Source organism: Paenibacillus glycanilyticus, from assembly GCF_051200795.1.
GTDB lineage: Bacteria > Bacillota > Bacilli > Paenibacillales > Paenibacillaceae > Pristimantibacillus > Pristimantibacillus glycanilyticus.
The window spans coordinates 3,620,680-3,636,812 of the sequence record NZ_CP195155.1 but is presented as its reverse complement, the minus strand read 5'-3'; the positions used below and the strand labels follow the sequence as shown (position 1 = coordinate 3,636,812).

Annotated in this window: 15 protein-coding genes; 13 read left to right on the top strand and 2 right to left on the bottom strand. The window is 52.8% G+C overall.

The window, feature by feature from the left end; genetic code table 11:
* The first annotated feature begins 72 nt into the window (after positions 1–72).
* The 10 genes from ACR9FF_RS16775 (at position 73) to ACR9FF_RS16730 (ending at position 10,574) form a co-directional block, all read left to right on the top strand.
* Positions 73–870, top strand: a complete 798-nt coding sequence (locus ACR9FF_RS16775; RefSeq protein ID WP_127495764.1) for a TIGR00282 family metallophosphoesterase — start codon at positions 73–75, stop codon at positions 868–870.
* A 139-nt stretch (positions 871–1,009) separates the two neighbouring features.
* Positions 1,010–1,270, top strand: a complete 261-nt coding sequence (locus ACR9FF_RS16770; RefSeq protein ID WP_005550495.1) for a stage V sporulation protein S — start codon at positions 1,010–1,012, stop codon at positions 1,268–1,270.
* 109 nt (positions 1,271–1,379) lie between these two features.
* Positions 1,380–2,324, top strand: a complete 945-nt coding sequence (locus ACR9FF_RS16765) for a dipeptidase (RefSeq protein WP_435163153.1) — start codon at positions 1,380–1,382, stop codon at positions 2,322–2,324.
* 198 nt (positions 2,325–2,522) lie between these two features.
* Positions 2,523–4,256 (top strand): 2-oxoacid:acceptor oxidoreductase subunit alpha, encoded by a 1,734-nt coding sequence (locus ACR9FF_RS16760; RefSeq protein ID WP_127495762.1) that lies wholly within the window; start codon positions 2,523–2,525, stop codon positions 4,254–4,256.
* 2 nt (positions 4,257–4,258) lie between these two features.
* Positions 4,259–5,125, top strand: coding sequence for a 2-oxoacid:ferredoxin oxidoreductase subunit beta (locus ACR9FF_RS16755; RefSeq protein WP_201000428.1), 867 nt, complete (start codon positions 4,259–4,261; stop codon positions 5,123–5,125).
* An 82-nt stretch (positions 5,126–5,207) separates the two neighbouring features.
* The gene (pduL, locus tag ACR9FF_RS16750) at positions 5,208–5,783 is read left to right on the top strand and encodes a phosphate propanoyltransferase (protein WP_132305516.1); all 576 of its coding nucleotides are present in this window, start codon (positions 5,208–5,210) and stop codon (positions 5,781–5,783) included.
* Between the two features lie 242 nt (positions 5,784–6,025).
* Positions 6,026–7,603 carry a tRNA (N6-isopentenyl adenosine(37)-C2)-methylthiotransferase MiaB gene (miaB, locus tag ACR9FF_RS16745; protein WP_127495760.1) on the top strand — a complete coding sequence of 526 codons (1,578 nt, stop codon included), beginning with the start codon at positions 6,026–6,028 and terminating at the stop codon, positions 7,601–7,603.
* 31 nt (positions 7,604–7,634) lie between these two features.
* Entirely contained in the window at positions 7,635–8,120 is a 486-nt protein-coding gene (locus ACR9FF_RS16740; RefSeq protein WP_201000424.1) for a RicAFT regulatory complex protein RicA family protein, read from the top strand.
* A gap of 152 nt (positions 8,121–8,272) precedes the next feature.
* Complete coding sequence (locus ACR9FF_RS16735; RefSeq protein ID WP_127495758.1) at positions 8,273–9,436, top strand: iron-containing alcohol dehydrogenase; 1,164 nt, start codon at positions 8,273–8,275, stop codon at positions 9,434–9,436.
* A gap of 118 nt (positions 9,437–9,554) precedes the next feature.
* A complete protein-coding gene (locus tag ACR9FF_RS16730) occupies positions 9,555–10,574 on the top strand; it encodes a S66 family peptidase (protein ID WP_435163149.1) in 1,020 nt (339 codons plus the stop codon).
* Positions 10,575–10,652: 78 nt separating this feature from the next.
* Here the strand turns inward: ACR9FF_RS16730 and ACR9FF_RS16725 are convergent, their stop codons facing one another.
* Positions 10,653–11,270 carry a biotin transporter BioY gene (locus ACR9FF_RS16725; protein ID WP_201000420.1) on the bottom strand — a complete coding sequence of 206 codons (618 nt, stop codon included), beginning with the start codon at positions 11,268–11,270 and terminating at the stop codon, positions 10,653–10,655.
* 113 nt (positions 11,271–11,383) lie between these two features.
* Here ACR9FF_RS16725 and ACR9FF_RS16720 point away from each other — a divergent pair, with 113 nt between their 5' ends.
* Both ACR9FF_RS16720 and ACR9FF_RS16715 read left to right on the top strand, forming a co-directional pair.
* Positions 11,384–12,229, top strand: a complete 846-nt coding sequence (locus ACR9FF_RS16720) for an ATP-binding cassette domain-containing protein (RefSeq protein ID WP_435163147.1) — start codon at positions 11,384–11,386, stop codon at positions 12,227–12,229.
* Positions 12,226–14,229 carry an ATP-binding cassette domain-containing protein gene (locus ACR9FF_RS16715; protein WP_435163145.1) on the top strand — a complete coding sequence of 668 codons (2,004 nt, stop codon included), beginning with the start codon at positions 12,226–12,228 and terminating at the stop codon, positions 14,227–14,229. The genes ACR9FF_RS16720 and ACR9FF_RS16715 overlap by 4 nt, the downstream gene beginning before the upstream one ends.
* Positions 14,230–14,234: 5 nt before the next feature.
* Here ACR9FF_RS16715 and ACR9FF_RS16710 read toward each other — a convergent pair whose 3' ends face one another.
* On the bottom strand, positions 14,235–15,422 hold the full coding sequence (locus ACR9FF_RS16710) for an MFS transporter (RefSeq protein WP_435163143.1): 1,188 nt from the start codon (positions 15,420–15,422) through the stop codon (positions 14,235–14,237).
* Between the two features lie 149 nt (positions 15,423–15,571).
* On the opposite strand from ACR9FF_RS16710, the gene lepB reads away from it, so the two are divergent.
* Positions 15,572–16,108 (top strand): signal peptidase I, encoded by a 537-nt coding sequence (lepB, locus tag ACR9FF_RS16705; RefSeq protein ID WP_201000409.1) that lies wholly within the window; start codon positions 15,572–15,574, stop codon positions 16,106–16,108.
* Positions 16,109–16,133 lie beyond the last annotated feature (25 nt).

Sequence of the window (16,133 nt, the reverse complement as noted above, 5' to 3'; positions counted from 1 at the left end):
TCGCAAGCAAATAGCAAGAACGAAAAGTGGCTGCTTGTCAGCCACTTTTTTGCATACTAAAGGAGTGGCAGAGTGAACGTATTATTTATTGGAGATATCGTAGGAAGCGTTGGACGCAAAGCACTAAAGCAGGTGCTTCCGGCACTCAGAAGCAAATACAACCCGCATATTATTATCGTGAACGGCGAGAACGCCGCAGCCGGCCGCGGCATTACGGCTGCGATTGCGCGCGAGTTTTTCGAATGGGGCGTTCACGGCATTACGATGGGCAATCATACTTGGGACAATAAAGATATCTTCGAATGGATTGACGATGAGCCGCGCATTGTGCGTCCGGCCAACTTCCCGGAAGGCACTCCAGGCCAAGGACACGCGCTTATTAAAGCCAATGGCAAGCAACTGGCGATTATTAATTTGCAAGGCCGGACATTCCTGCCTCCGATTGACTGCCCGTTCCGGAAAGCGGAAGAGCTGGTTGCGCTGGCAAAAGAGAAAACGAAAAACATACTGGTGGATTTCCATGCTGAAGCGACCTCCGAGAAAATTGCAATGGGCTGGCATTTGGCCGGTCAGGCGTCAATCGTCGTGGGAACGCATACGCATGTGCAAACGAACGATGACCGGATTCTGCCGGGCGGCACCGCTTATTTAACGGATGTAGGCATGACAGGGCCTCGCGATGGCGTTCTGGGCATGGAACGAAACGCTGTACTGCACAAATTCTTGACTCAGCTGCCAACACGCTTTGTGGTGGATGAAGGGGATTGGCATTTGCATGCGGTGTCGGTTCAGATTGACGACGCAACGGGGCAAGCGACCAAAATCCAGAAAATTCGCCTTACCGAAGACGACTGGCTGCTCATGCAGTAGTTATATGAATATTCTAAAAGTTTAGCCAATTCAGAATTGATATGAAAGTTATTGCGGGCGTAGCAGGAATTTTTTAACCTCTCTCGAATACTATCTAAATAGTGGAATCCATCCATCATTCCCGAGGAGGTCCTTTTTCATGGAAGTATTAAAAGTTTCAGCAAAGTCCAATCCAAATTCCGTTGCAGGTGCGCTGGCCGGAGTTTTGCGTGAACGCGGCGCCGCTGAATTGCAAGCCATCGGGGCGGGTGCACTCAATCAAGCGATCAAGGCAGTAGCGATTGCTCGCGGATTCGTAGCTCCGAGCGGGGTGGATTTGATTTGTGTACCGGCATTTACTGACATTGTTATTGATGGAGAAGACCGAACAGCGATAAAACTGATTGTTGAACCTAGGTAACATCTAACCAAGCAAGGCTGGATTTTACCGGGTATTGAAACCTGTTTACGAAGTAGACAGGTTTTTTGCTTTGTTGAAGCTGGCGGAGTAAGCGGAGAGGTGATCGAAGGTGTCCTTTGGCGTTGCGGATTTTCATTGCGATGTATTGAGCAAGCTGCTTGTGCATCCCCATCTGACTTTTCAAAAAAGTGAACCGGGTATGCTGGACGTAACGTATGAACGGTTAAAGGAATCGGGTGCCGTCCTTCAAACCTTTGCGGTGTACATACCGGAGAAGCTGAACGGCTCTATCGAGCCTATATTAGAGTGCATCGACCATTTCTACCAGAAGGTCCTGACTTGTCCGGATATGATGCTGATCCGCAATCAATCCGATCTGACAGCAAGCCTCGCTTCCGGCAAAATAGGCGCTTTGCTCTCGCTGGAAGGCGTTGACGGTCTTCAGGGCAGCATACCGATTCTAAGGCTCCTGCACCGCCTTGGCGTTCGTGCGGCAGGATTGACTTGGAACCATGCGAACTGGGCCGCAGACGGCGTTATGGAGCCGCGTGGAGGCGGTCTGACAGCCAAGGGGAAGGCGTTTGTCGCCGAATGCGACAAACTGGGCATACTGGTGGATGTATCCCACCTGTCGGAACGAGCATTCTGGGATGTCGCGGATTTGGCCGAGAGAACAATTATTGCCTCCCATTCCAATGCGAAAGCGATTCTCAATCATCCCCGGAATCTGACGGATGACCAGATAAAGGCTATTATCGCGCTGCAGGGACTCATCGGCATAACCTACGTGCCATGGTTTGTGGCGGAAGGGGAGCAGGTATCGGTTGACCATGTGTTACGGCACGTCGATCATGTCGGCGGACTAGGCGGGGAGCATCATATCATGCTTGGCTCCGACTTTGACGGAATCGACAAATATGTGAACGGACTGACCCATCCCGGAGAAGTGTACAGGCTGCGCGAAGCGCTGCTCAAAAACTACACGGAGGAGCAGACCAAGCGGTTTCTGTCGGGTAATGCGCTTTCATTTTTGAACGAAAATCTGCCGGAATAGCAAGCGACTCGCAACAGATCTGAATACGGTATATAAACAATCGAAAATGATTATCATTCATTAAACGTTTACATCTTGCATTTTTCAAACCGCACCTTTACACTTGGTTTGACTGTTCATTCATTATATAAATTATTGTTGGATATTGCCCTTAGTAATGTACGCGGCTTAAGCCATCAAAAAGAGGAGATGGGCGTTTTGATTAGTCAATTGTCTTGGAAGATCGGAGGGCAACAAGGGGAAGGCGTCGAAAGTACGGACCGTATTTTTTCCACGGCGCTTAACCGGCTTGGGTATTATCTTTACGGATATCGTCATTTCTCGTCTCGGATCAAAGGCGGACATACAAATAATAAAATTCGAATCAGCACATACCCGATCCGGGCGATCTCCGATGATCTGGACATCCTCGTGGCGTTCGACCAAGAAAGCATAGATTTGAATGCAAAGGAGCTTCGCAGCGGCGGCGTTATCGTGGCAGATGCGAAGTTTAATCCCGTTGTACCGGAAGGTATAGACGCGCGACTGTTCGCTGTTCCGATTACGGCAATGGCGGAAGAGCTTGGTACTTCCCTGATGAAGAACATGGTTGCTTCAGGCGCATCCTGGGCTTTGCTCGGTTTGCCTCTTGAGGTATTTAATAAAGCGGTAGAAGAAGAGTTCGGACGCAAAGGCGCGGCTGTCGTCGAGAAAAATATCGAGGCGGTAAAACGCGGCGCCGAGTTCGTGTTGGAGCAAGCGGGCGGACCGCTTAACGAGTTCAAGCTGGATGAAGCGGACGGCCGTCAGAAGCTGTTTATGATCGGCAACGAAGCGATTGGCCTCGGCTCTCTGGCTGCAGGCTGCCGTCTGATGTCCGCTTATCCAATCACGCCGGCATCCGAAATTATGGAATACCTCATTAAGAAGCTGCCGGCGCTTGGCGGTACCGTCGTTCAGACGGAGGACGAAATCGCGGCGGTAACGATGGCGATTGGCGCCAACTATGCGGGCGTGCGTACAATGACGGCTTCCGCGGGTCCCGGTTTGTCTTTGATGATGGAGGCTATCGGTCTTGCCGGCATGACGGAAACTCCGCTTGTTATCGTGGATACGCAGCGCGGCGGCCCATCGACGGGTCTGCCCACCAAGCAGGAGCAATCCGACCTTAACGCAATGGTATACGGTACGCACGGAGAGATCCCGAAGATCGTTATCGCTCCCGCGTCTATCGAAGACTGCTTCTATGATATGATTGAAGCCTTCAACCTTTCGGAGCAATATCAAGTGCCGGTTATCGTGATGACCGACCTTCAGCTGTCGCTTGGCAAGCAATCCTGCGAGCCGTTTGATTTCCAATCGATTCAAATCAATCGCGGCAAGCTTATTGAGGAAGCGCCGGAACTGGAAGCCCAGCAGCTGTTCAAGCGTTACGAATTGACGGAAGACGGCGTATCGCCGCGCGTACTGCCTGGCGCTAAGCACGGTATCCACCACGTTACCGGGGTGGAGCATGACGAAACGGGCCGTCCTTCCGAGAGTGCGGTTAACCGCCAGAATATGATGGATAAACGTCTCAACAAGCTGAACGGCTTGCAAATTCGCGACGGCCTTCGCATCGATGCGGCTAACGAAACGCCGGATCTTCTGATTATCGGCATGGGTTCTACGGGCGGAACGATCGATCAAGCCCGCGAATGGCTCGCTAAAGACGGAATTACGTCGAATCATATTACGATCCGTCAAATTCATCCGTTCCCGACGGAGCAGCTGATTCCTCACCTGCAGCAAGCGAAGAAGGTGGTTGTAATCGAGAATAACGCAACCGCGCAGCTCGCCGGCCAAATTAAGATGCATGCAGGCTTCGCGGAGAAGATCCGCAGCCTGCTGAAATATGACGGTAATCCGTTCCTGCCATCCGAAGTTTATAAAGCGTGCAAGGAGTTGGACTAATCATGGCAACATTTAAAGAGTTTCGAAATAATGTGAAGCCGAACTGGTGCCCGGGCTGCGGAGACTTCTCCATCCAAGCCGCTATTCAGCGCGCTGCGGCAAACGTGGGCCTTGAGCCGGAAGAGCTTGCGGTGATTTCGGGTATCGGCTGTTCCGGCCGTATTTCCGGTTATATCAATGCTTACGGCCTTCACGGGATTCACGGCCGCGCATTGCCTATCGCGCAAGGCGTTAAGCTTGCCAACCGCGAGCTGACCGTTATCGCATCGGGCGGCGACGGAGACGGGTTCGCGATCGGGATGGGCCATACCGTTCATGCCATTCGCCGCAACCTCAATATTACGTATATCGTAATGGATAACCAGATCTATGGTCTGACTAAAGGCCAGACATCGCCCCGCAGCGCGGAAGGCTTCAAAACGAAGTCGACGCCTGAAGGATCGATCGAGTCAACGTTGTCGCCGCTTGAGATTGCATTGTCGGCCGGCGCTACGTTTGTTGCCCAATCGTTTTCGAGCGATTTGAAGCAGCTGACGGCTCTGATCGAAGCGGGCATCAAGCATGAGGGCTTCTCTCTGATCAACGTGTTCAGCCCATGCGTGACGTTTAACAAAATCAACACCTACGACTGGTTCAAACAAAACATCGTGAACCTGGAGCAGTTCCCGGATTACGATCCTTCGAACCGCATTATGGCGATGAACAAGATCATGGAAACCGAGGGCATGCTGACGGGTCTGATCTATCAGAACACGCAACGCAAATCGTACGAGGACATGATCAGCGGTTTTGGCGCTGACGCGCTTGCGAAGCAGGAACTTTCCCTGTCGGAAGAACAGTTCAATAAACTTGTAGCCGAATTTAAATAAGTGTATGATGGGCATACGGCATTTTTATCAACTGCCGTATGTCTTTTTTTTACCATACATAGATACAAAGGAGTAGAAACATATGGAACAAAAAATGGTGCCCGTAGGCGTATCGGCAAGACATATTCACCTCTCTGCGGAGCATGTCGCTATATTATTTGGAGAAGGCAGCGAACTTACGGAAGCAAAACCATTGTCCCAGCCGGGGCAATACGCGGCAAACGAGACGGTTGCGGTGATCGGTCCAAAGGGCTCTTTTCCGAAAGTAAGAATTTTGGGTCCCGTACGCAAAGCTACCCAGCTGGAAGTATCGCGCACGGATGCTTTTGCCCTGGGCATTAATCCGCCTGTCAGAGAATCCGGCAATATCCAAGGATCCGCAGGCATCACGCTCAAAGGTCCAGCCGGCGAAGTCACTATCGAAGAAGGCGTTATCGTGGCGGCGCGCCACATTCATTTCCATACAAGCGATGCGGAAAAATGGGGAATTGCAGATAAGCAGCACCTGAAGGTCCGCTTCCAAGGCGAGCGCGGAGTTGTATTCGAGCAGGTTATTGCCCGCGTATCCCCGGATTTCGCGCTGGATATGCATATCGATACGGATGAAGCGAATGCAGCTGGCATCAAAAACGGCGATACGGCTGAAATCATCGAATAGGAGCCTGTCATAGGCGGATATAAAAGGCTGACAAGCGGTCCCGTACCGTTGTCGGCCTTTTTTTGAATTCTAAGGACTGAAACGCACCCCTGCCTTAGGGCGGCGACAGCCGTTCACCATACGTTGCCTGCATGAAATGGATATCCTTGCTATAGTTGTGCTATAATTTTTTAATGGGCAAAGGTATGTTTGAATAAAAAGGAAATCCGCAATATTTCATGTAGAGGGAAGTGTGAACAACCATGTCAAAGGGGAACACGGCAGCTCAATCCGACAAGGTTAAAGACTATTCCAAATACTTTGACTTCTCGGATGCTAAAGTGCTAAGCGAGGAAGACGGGGTAACGACCTACCGCATTAAGGGCAGGAACGTACAAATTAACTCCACTCCGAACTATAAAGACGAAAAGAAACGCGGTAAAGAAGATATAGAGGTTCATTACGATTTCTCGATTCCGGAGGAGCTGCAAAGCATCGGCAAAGGGAAATTCTACTTGATACAAACGTACGGCTGCCAAATGAACGAACATGACACGGAAGTGATGAAGGGCATGTTCGAAGAGATGGGTTATACCGGAACGGAAGACCGCATGCAGGCGGACGTCATTCTTCTGAATACTTGCGCGATCCGCGAGAATGCCGAGGATAAGGTGTTCGGTGAGCTCGGGCATCTCAAAACCTTGAAGCTGCAAAAGCCGGACCTTCTGCTAGGCGTATGCGGCTGCATGTCGCAGGAAGAGTCGGTGGTGGGCAAAATTCTTCAGAAGCATGCTTTTGTGGATATGATCTTCGGCACGCACAACATTCACCGTCTGCCGCATCTGCTGCAAAACGCGTATTTCAGCAAAGAAATGGTTGTTGAGGTATGGTCCAAGGAAGGCGACATTATCGAGAATATGCCGAAGAAACGGGACGGCATGCGTGCGTGGGTGAACATTATGTACGGCTGCGACAAGTTCTGTACGTACTGCATCGTACCTTACACGCGCGGCAAAGAGAGAAGCCGAAGGCCGGAGGATGTCATTGCGGAAGTGCGCGAGCTGGCACGCCAGGGCTTTAAAGAGATTACTTTGCTAGGTCAAAATGTTAACGCCTACGGGAAGGATTTTGAAGACGTCACTTATCGCTTTGGCGATTTGATGCATGACATTTCAAAGATCGATATTCCGCGTATCCGCTTTACGACAAGCCATCCTCGGGATTTCGACGATCATCTGATCGAGGTGCTGGCGCAAGGCGGCAATCTGGTTGAGCATATTCATCTGCCGATTCAATCGGGCAGCACGGAAGTGCTGAAGCGGATGAGCCGGAAATATTCCAGGGAGCAAATTTTTGAGCTTGCAGCGAAAATTAAACGGGCGATTCCGAATGTGTCTCTCTCAACGGACATTATCGTAGGGTTCCCGGGCGAGACGGACGAACAGTTCGAGGATACGATGACCTTGGTCCGCCAGGTTGGCTTTGATTTTGCCTATACCTTCATCTATTCGCCGCGCGAAGGCACGCCTGCCGCAGGTATGGAAGATAACGTGCCGATGGAAGTGAAGAAGAATCGCCTGAAGCGGCTGAATGAGCTGATGGCCGAGCTTGGCCGCAGAAGCAATGAGCGGATGGAAGGCGAGATTGTCGAAGTGCTCGTGGAAGGCGAGAGCAAGAACAATCCGAATATTCTGGCCGGCCGGACGCGCACGAATAAGCTGGTGCACCTGGAGGGTCCAATAGAATGGATCGGACAATTTATACATGTTCGTGTAACGGAAGCAAAAACATGGTATATTAAAGCAGAACCTTTGGCGAACTCCGCCAGCAACGTATCCTAGAAGCGACTCAAATTAGTGGGAGAGATGATAGATGTCCGAACAACAGACTGCAGTTAATTCGCACCACCATCATGACCATGACCATGAACATGGTTGCAATGTTCCGAAATTCAATACCCGCGATTACCTGGTCCGTGAAGATATTATGCACAAGGCGAAGGAACTGGCGGATCTCATCTTTACATCCGAGGAAGTCCAGCAGTACCGGCGTGCCGAGAAGCAGATTCAAGGCAATGATCGCGTTCAATCGCTGATCGCCCTTATTAAGAAGAAGCAAAAAGAAGTCGTTGCATTCGAAACAACGTTCAAAAACGAGCAAATGGTGAAGAAGATCGAAGGCGAAATGGAGACTCTTCAGGACGAGCTGGACGGCATTCCGATCGTATCGGAGTTCCAGCAAAGCCAATCGGACATCAACTATTTGCTGCAGCTTGTTATTTCGATCGTGCGCGATACGGTATCCGAGAAAATCAATGTCGAGGACGCTACGGTAGAAGCGCCGGCTGAATGCGACTAGAATAAAGAGAGAGGCGGTCTGAATCAGAACGCTTCTCTTTATTTTTCCCTATTGTTTTTGGCGGAGACGCTCATAATATAGACGGGATTGTGCCAAAATGAATTGTCGGAACATTTAAGCCTACAAACCAATTAGAAGAGGAGAACTACGACATGAATCCATTTACATACTATAATCCGACCCGCCTTCACTTTGGTGAAGGACAATTGAAGCAGCTACCCGCCGAAGCGGCAAAGCTGGGCAAACGCGTTCTGCTTGTTTACGGCGGAGGAAGCATTAAGCGAAACGGTCTATACGAGCAGGTACTGGCTAAGCTGGATGAAGCGGGTTGTACGGTTACCGAATTAAGCGGGGTTGAACCTAATCCTCGCCTGTCGACCGTGCACCGCGGCGCCGAGCTATGCCGCTCCGAGTCGATTGACTGGGTACTGGCCGTCGGCGGCGGCAGCACGATTGACTGTGCGAAAGCCATTATTATTTCGGCGAAATACGAGGGCAGCTTCTGGGATGTCGTAACGCGCAAAGCGAAGCCGGAGGCAGCACTTCCGCTTGGCACCGTGCTTACGCTTGCGGCAACGGGCTCCGAGATGAACTCCGGTTCGGTTATTACCAATCAAGATACGCTTGAGAAGCATGGCTGGGGCAACGTACTGGCTTATCCGACGTTCTCCATCCTTGATCCGGCATTTACGGCTAGCGCGCCAAAAGACCATACGGTATATGGCATGGTGGATATGATGGCTCACGTATTGGAGCAATATTTCCATCATGATGCGAATACTCCGGTGCAAGACGGCTTCTGCGAAACGATTCTGCGCACCGTCATTGCGACAGCTCCTGGTCTTGTGAATGATTTGACGAACGTGAAGCTCCGCGAGACGATTCTGTATTGCGGTACGATGGCGCTGAACGGAACGTTGTCGATGGGCGTTATCGGAGACTGGGCGAACCATGACATGGAGCATGCGGTGTCCGCGGTGTACGATATTCCTCACGGCGGCGGCCTCGCCATTTTGTTCCCGAACTGGATGAACTATGTGGTGGAAGATAACGTTGGACGCTTCAAGCAGTTCGCGGTAAACGTATTCGGCGTTAACGCCGAAGGCAAGGGCGATCTTGAAGTAGCCCGTGAAGGGATTGCGAAGCTGCGCGAGTTCTGGAATTCGATTGGCGCTCCGTCGCGCCTCGCGGATTACGAGATCGACGACAGCAGGCTGGAAGAGATGGCGGAGAAAACAACCGGAAGCGGTACCCGCGGCAACTTCCGCAAGCTGACGAAGGAAGATGTCGTGGCGATTTATCGCTTGTCTCTTTAAGAATATAGGCAGATCAGGCGAGAGCCTGGTCTGCTTTTTTATTTTCCGCGGGATGGAGGAATTTCCTAAATGGCTGTCGTATTCCGTATCCATAGTGCAGATCGAAAGGGGAAGTGGCATGATTCGATATCCGCAGCTTCAAAAAGGAGCCGTAATAGGGATAACTGCGCCATCATCGGGAATTGGAACGGAGCTTCACCCGATGTTGAAGCTTGCCATCGGTCGGATGGAGGACAAAGGCTATCGGATGGTACACGGGGATACGGTGTGGACGCAGCATAAAGCAAAGTCGGCGCCGGCTCCCGCAAGGGCAGCCGAATTTAACCGAATGATGCGGGATGATTCGATCGGCATGATTTTTCCGCCGTGGGGCGGAGAGTTATTGATTGAGATATTGGAGCATTTGCAATGGGAACAGCTCCCTGCAAAATGGATCATGGGTTATTCCGATATTAGCGTGCTGCTGCTGGCCGTAACGTTAACAACGGGGCTTGCTACCGCTCATGGAGCCAATCTCATTGACCAGCGGGGTGAATATGCCGACCAGACGACGGGAATGTGGGAAGAGGTGCTCTCCTTAAAAGCCGGAGAATCCATAACGCAATATTCATCGCCGTATTATCAGAAGGAATGGGATCATGATCATCCCAGCCCGTGTATTTTTCATTTGACGGAACCAACCAGCTGGAAATTAATAGCCAAAAATGAAACTGTACAGATCAACGGGCGCTTGTTAGGGGGATGCATCGATGTTATCCGGCATTTAATCGGTACTCCTTACGGGCAAGTGAAGGATTTCCAGAACCGTTATATTAACGGCGAACCAATTATCTGGTATTTGGAGAATTGCGAACTGAATACGGTGGATATGCGCAGATCGTTAGTCCAGATGAAGCTGGCAGGCTGGTTCGACAACTGCGCCGGACTTTTATTCGGCAGGAGCGCGGTTCATCTTCCCGTTGATCATTACACCGAGGAGGATTTGTTCTCGGAGCTATACGAGGAGCTGAAGCTGCCCATCGTGTACGACATAGATTGCGGCCATGTTCCTCCACAAATTACCTTTGTTAACGGAGCCTACGCGGAGATTGAAGCGGGTAACGGAAAAGGAAAGGTAAGTCAGGTTTTCGTTCCTTAACGGGGTTAAATAGTGATCATGCAAAAGCGGCTGTGCAGGATTGTACCTGGCGCAGCCGCTTTTGATTTAAGTATTTTATTATATCGTTGTATGAAGCTGGCTCTCGTTATGCCCGGAACGGATTGACGATTGAATTCTCAGAATGTATGGTTTGAGAGACAGCACGATAACGGCCGCAACAAAGGATTTGATCGCGTCACCGGGCAAGTAAGGATAACAGCCAGCTGTCATCGCTTTGCCCCAATTCAGACCCGTTACATGCATCAGCCATGGTACGCCGGGTACGTAAGTAAGGAAAGAGCCAAACAGCTCAAACACGATAAATAAAGTGATAAATCCGACTATGCGGTTACGCATAAGAGCTTCGCTGCGGAAGAGAGCTTGCGTTGCAAAACCGATCAGCAGAGCGCAGAAAGGGAAAGCAAAGATAAATCCGCCAGTTGCTCCTGTTAGAGTCTCAAGGCCACCTCTGCCGCTTAATAGAGGAAGGCCGGTTGCCGTAAGGGCTATGACGATCCAAAGCGAAATAAAGCTTTTGCGAGGGCCCAGAATGGCGCCGGCAAGCGTGACTGCAAGCGTCTGAAGGGTAATGGGCACATAGGAACCCACTTTGATCTGAATGGCGCTCATTACGATAAAGAGAGCGGCGAATAAGGCGATAAATACGGTGCTTCGAATATTACTGCTGTTGCGCATGGCGGATCGACTCCTTTAGTGATTGCGTTTTGAATGTTAACCGTTTATAGTTGATGGAGGTTAACAAATCGGATTTTAGCACAGCTTTTTCATTTGGGGAAGAGGTTGAAGGAATGTTTTCGGAAAAAAATTTGGTTGAGCTGACCAATGTGTCGGTCAAGCCGCTTACATACGGGGAGCAAATGAAGGCCCAGCCATTTCTGTTGCGCAATGTAACGGTAACGATTGCTGCAGGAGAATGGATTAACCTGATTGGCAGAAACGGAAGCGGGAAAAGCACGCTGGCGAGGCTTATCGCCGGTTTTGGCGCTTTTCAAGTGGAAGGCAGGGTTGAAAAGGATCAATCGCGGTTCATGACGGGTCAGATTCCTATGGTGCTGCAGCAGCCGGATGCTTCCATGGTGGGGTCGACTCCCTGGGAAGATGTTGTGATGATGCTAGAGCAGCATGGCGTAGAAGGAAAAAGGATAGCGGGTCTTTCTGAGAATGCCCTGCGTCAGACCGGTCTTCATGCCCGCATGCATCAACCGGTGGAAACGTTGTCCGGCGGACAGAAGCAGCTGACGGCGATTGCGGGCTGCCTAGCCGTGCAGACGCCGATGCTGATTCTGGATGAAGTAACGGCGATGCTGGATCCGGAAGCTTGTATCTATGTGATGGAAAAGGTTAGAGAGCTGAACAACCGAGGGGTAACGGTCATCTGGATTACGCAAAAGCTGGAGGAGCTTGCTTCCGGCGACCGCGTCCTGGCGCTGGAGCAAGGAGAGCTCCGGTTCGACGGAAAAGCAGAACGGCTGTTTGAACGTCGTTCTTCCGGGGGAGGCAGTCCATGCGAGGAGCTGGGCTTTTCCGCTCCTTACGTCATTCAGACGGCTTGGGAGCTGGAGAGGCTTGGGATAAAGCTGCAGCCGCTGCCTATGACGCCCGAAATGCTTGCTAAGGCGGTGACTGCGGAATGAAGGACGATTGGAAGCTTAAGCAGGTATCGGTTGCCGCGGCCCATAATCCGGACAAGCTGCTGTTAAACGGAATCAACCTGACCTTTCGTAAAGAAGCGATTACTTTGCTTGTTGGTCACAACGGCTCGGGCAAATCAACGCTACTGGAGACAATGGCGGGTTTGCGGCGTTTAACCGGCGGACAAATTGATCAGGGCAACGAATCGCTTTGGAACAACAGAGGAAAAAAGCAGCGGTTGAATAAGACGATTGTGATGAGAACGGGCATTGCTCTTCAGCAATCCGAATCGCAATGGTTTGCATCGACGGTACGGGAGGAATTCGATTATTCCTTGAAGCCTTACGGACTGCATGCGGAAGAGAAGGAAAGCCGAATAGAAAAAGCGATGGAGCAAGCGGGACTGCCGAGGGAGCTGCTGGAGCGCGATCCTTGGACGTTAAGCGGCGGGCAGCAGCGGAGGCTTGCCATAGCCTGTCTGATGGCATGCGAGCCGGAATGGCTGCTGCTCGACGAGCCGACGGCGGGGTTAGACGCCGACGGTATCCGCCGCTTGTGCGCGATGCTAGACGCGCATAGGGCGGCGGGGCGCGGAGCGGTCGTAGCCACGCACGACCTCGACGCGCTGCTGCCGCTCGCGGACGAGGTCGCCGTGCTTGCCGGCGGCTCCGTCCGCGAAGCGGCTTCGGCGGCGTCGTGGGCGGAGAACCGCGCCCACGACGCAGCCGCGCCGCAGGCGCAGCGCGCGCTGGCGCAGCTGCGCGCGGCCGGTTTTGCGCCGCCGGCTGCGCTAGGCGGCGCGCCGTGGCCGGCGCCGCGCGAGCTCGCGGCGCTGCTGGCGGCGCAGCGCGCCGCCCACGGCGCAAGGACGGCGGAGCGCCCGTCCTTGCAAGCCGCTGCCGCCAGTGCTGCTGCACCGAAATCAGCAGCAGCACTGGCGGCGGAGCCGCAGGCTCTGCCTATTACGGCTTCGCTCACAGAAGCATCGCGCGCACTTGCTCAGCCTGCTGCAGCTCAGCCTGCTGCAGCTCAGCCTACGCCGGCATCGCCTGCATTTGCTCCGCCCGCTGCAGCTCAGCCTACTACGGCATCGCCCGCTGAGACTCTACCTATTACGGCATCGCCTGCACTTGCTCAGCCTGCTGCAGCTCAGCCTACGCCTGCATCGCCTGCACTCGCTCCGCCCGCTGCTGCTCCGTCCATGGCTCCGCCTACGCCGGCATCGCCCGCCGTGGCTGCGCCCGCCGTGGCTGCGCCCGCTGAGGCGCCAAACCAAGGGCTCGCTGCGCGGTTCGATCCGCGGGCGTTAATCGCCGCGTACCTCTTGCTCGCGACAACCATCCTGCTCCAGCACAGCTGGGCAGGGCTGGCTGTCGCCGCGGCGCTCTCCCTTGCGGTGCTTATTCCGCTGCGGGCACAAATAAGGCCCTGGATGAAAGCCATCCGGGCCTACGTGATCATGACGGCGGTGATCGCCATTATTTCGGGCGTGCATTTTTCGCCATTTAGCTTCGATTGGGAGGCCGCCCTCCAGACCATCCAGCGCTTCAGCGGTTTGCTGCTTGTGATGATGCTGGGGCTGCCTCTAATGGGGCTCGTGACGCCGCTGCGAGTCCAGCGCAGCCTGGAGCAGACGTTTGGCTGGCTGAGCCGGTTCGACGTTCCCGTGATGTCCATCGCGCTTACGGTAACCTTGATTTTCCGCTTTATACCGCTGCTTGCGGGGGAATGGGAGCGTTACGTGAAGATCGCGCATGCGCGGGGCAAGGTCACGACCGCCGCAGGGTCGCTTCCGTTCCGGATGCTGCTGCCTGCCATGGTGCCCTACATCCGTTCCTTGCTGCGTATGGCCGAGCAAATGGCGGATGCGCTTGAAGCCCGCGGGATCGGTCATCCGCTTGCGAAGCCAACGCAAGGGCTGAGATTGAAGTTCAGCAAGGAGGATATCGTCATCGTAATTACTGCGGCTGCCGCTGCAATCATTCTTTTCTTAATTAGATAATAGCATTAATCATTAATGGACTTAATTAATTTACGATCTGAACGGTAATAGACCAGGCATAGCGCGGCGGCGATCAATCCAAACATACCGCCTAGCGCAAAGCCGCTGTTTAACCCCCAGCTTTCGTTCAGCCAGCCCGCAAGGAATGGCCCGGCGAACATGCCTGCCGCGTAGACCGCCTGATACAGACCCATGGCGGTAGCCCGGCCGGGAGGATCCACGTCCCGGATCGCAAGACCAAGCAGAAGAGGGATATGCAAGCCTTGCGCAAATCCGTTAATCACCTGCGTTAGCATAAGAATCCAGATGGAATGCACATAGCAGATCGAGACGGTGCAGACGGCGCTTAGGATAAATCCGGCGCCGATCGTCGTCCAATTCCCGAAGCGCGGCGCAAACCACCTGGCCGTAAACATGGAAGCGAGAGCATGCGGCGCCATAAAGGCGAATACGAGCAACGTAAGCTCGAGTCCGCTGCCGCCCATGTCCTCCGCTTTTAACGGCGTAAACCCGAACATCGTAATGAACAGCACGCAATGCGCGAGCAAAGAGAGCAGGGCCACCTGCAGCAGCAGCTTCGTCCGGATTACGCTTTGAATCTTCGAGAACGATATTCCGCTCCGCTCATGAAGCGGTTTGGCCGGCTCGTGAATCACGAGCGCCAGCAACAGCCCGATTCCACCGATAACCGCCCCAAGCACGAAAGGAGCATCCGCTCCGAATCCCTCGGACATCCAGCCGCTTAACAGCATCCCGATCATTTGGCCGGACACGGTCATCACGCTGATATTTCCCATCGCCTTCGTGGCATCCTCCGCCGCGAAATAATTCGCGTACATCACCGTAAAAGCAACCCAGGTCGATGCGCATAACCCCGCCATCGCGCGCCCCGCAAGCGGCCACAGCCAGCTTCCCGGAATGATGAACAGAAGACAGCTGACACTGGCGGCAAGCATGCCAAGCAGGATAAAAGGCTTCCTTTTACCGTAACGGTCCGACAGCATCCCCAGCGGAAAACGGATTAACAGCTGGACAAAGCCGTAGCTGCCAAGCACAACCCCGATTAAATCAAGCGAAAGCCCTCTCGAGCTCAAATAAGGCGACAACGTCGGCACGTATGTATACATTGCAATCCAGAACATTAACGTTACCGTCATAAAAAGTAGTCGCTGCGATCGTGTTGATGGTTCCATTCTGGCTACCTCCCTCATATAAATCTACTTTATAAGACATGCCACGCACCTGTCACGGTATTTTTAGTCCTCAGGTAACTTTTTGCCGGGCGAAAACGTTATAGGTGATGGTTATGTTGAATTCCTATTTCTTCAAGGAGTGCTAGGGAATGGATGATCAACTAACCGGGAATCGCAAGCTGCTGCGTGAGCTAAGAGAGTGGCTGATTTCGATTACGGCCGCCATCATCATCGCTTTGCTGTTCCAAAACTATGTTTACGCGCAGGCAGAGGTACATAATATCTCGATGCAAAAAACGCTTGTGGAAGGCCAGCGCCTGATCGAAAACAAATGGTCCTACCGTTTCAAGCCGCCGGAACGCGGAGATATCGTTATTATCCATGGGCCGGAAAGCTCCTTGCGCTTGGTGAAGAGAGTCATAGGCGTGCCAGGCGACGTTATTGATGTCCGGGACGGAATGGTTGTCTTGAACGGGCAGCAGCTAACGGAGAATTACGCCGTAGGGATGACGGAGCCTGGCGGGATGAAATTCCCCTACACGGTTGCCCGGAAGGAGCTTTTTGTTCTTGGCGACAACCGCGAGCATAGCGTGGACAGCCGGTCAATCGGGCCGATTGCCTTTTCCAGCATTGAAGGGAAGGCCGTATACCGGATATGGCCGCTCAACAAAATTGGACTTCTGTAAAGGAGAGAAGAGGGAAGTTGAATAA